1 protein-coding gene is annotated in these 1,044 nt (G+C 58.3%); it reads left to right on the top strand.

What is annotated here, in order from left to right:
- Positions 1–63 precede the first annotated feature (63 nt).
- A partial coding sequence (locus tag QGH30_09735) for an ATP-binding cassette domain-containing protein (GenBank protein ID MDP7022612.1) occupies positions 64–1,044 on the top strand: 981 nt, incomplete at its 3' end.

The following is a 1,044-nucleotide window of genomic DNA, read 5'->3' as shown; positions in this document are numbered from 1 at the left end:
GCCAACGGCGAGTTCTTGGTACTCGTGGGACCATCCGGTTGCGGCAAGTCCACTGCGTTGCGCATGGTCGCGGGGCTTGAAACGATCACGTCGGGAACTCTCACGATTGCCGGTGAGCCTATGAACGACGTGGAGCCCAAGGATCGCAACGTTGCCATGGTGTTCCAGAACTATGCCCTCTATCCACACCTGGACGTGGCCCGAAACATCGGATTTGCTCTACGCCTGTCGGGAATGCCGAAAGCCGAAATCGAGACAAAGGTGGGAGAAGCAGCCAGAATATTGGAGTTGGAGTCGCTGCTCCACAACAAACCGGCACAACTGTCGGGTGGTCAACGCCAACGGGTGGCTATGGGTCGCGCCATAGTTCGCGACCCAGCGGTATTTCTCATGGACGAGCCGTTGTCGAATCTGGATGCCAAGCTTCGGGTCCAAATGCGTGCCGAGATCGCCAGGCTCCACAGACGTCTGGCAGCTACGACTCTTTACGTCACCCACGACCAGGTGGAAGCCATGACCATGGGTGACAGGGTGGCTGTAATAAGAGATGGAGTTCTCCAGCAAACCGATGAACCATCGGCTCTCTACGACTCTCCCGACAACGTGTTCGTAGCAGGCTTCATCGGTGCACCGGCAATGAACCTGCGCCGAGGACATCTCAGGTCAGTAGATGGTGACTGGACTATCCAACTGGGCCACAACCGACTTCCTCTCGCTGACTCTGTTCTGACTGAGCGACCAGCCTTGGCTGGCTACGACGGTGCCGAGTTAGTGGTCGGCATCCGTCCCGAAGCCATGGAAGACGCCTCCCTGTCGGACAACAATGCTCCGCGCATAGTCGTGGACGCCGAACTGACCGAAGCCCTCGGATCAGACATGCTCGTGCACTTCTACCTGGATGCAGCGGCTGTTGACACGGGCGACCCTGATGTGCTTGATGACCTGGAGGACGCAGCGCTCATGATCGCCTGGGTCGACCCACGCAGTCCCGTCTGGTCAGGTTTTCGAATCGAATTGACCGTCGACACCACGCGACTCCACTTC

It is taken from the genome of Candidatus Krumholzibacteriia bacterium (genome assembly GCA_030748535.1).
GTDB lineage: Bacteria > Krumholzibacteriota > Krumholzibacteriia > JACNKJ01 > JACNKJ01 > JASMLU01.
Note: the sequence above shows the minus strand (reverse complement) of the source record. Positions and strands in the feature narration are given on the sequence as shown.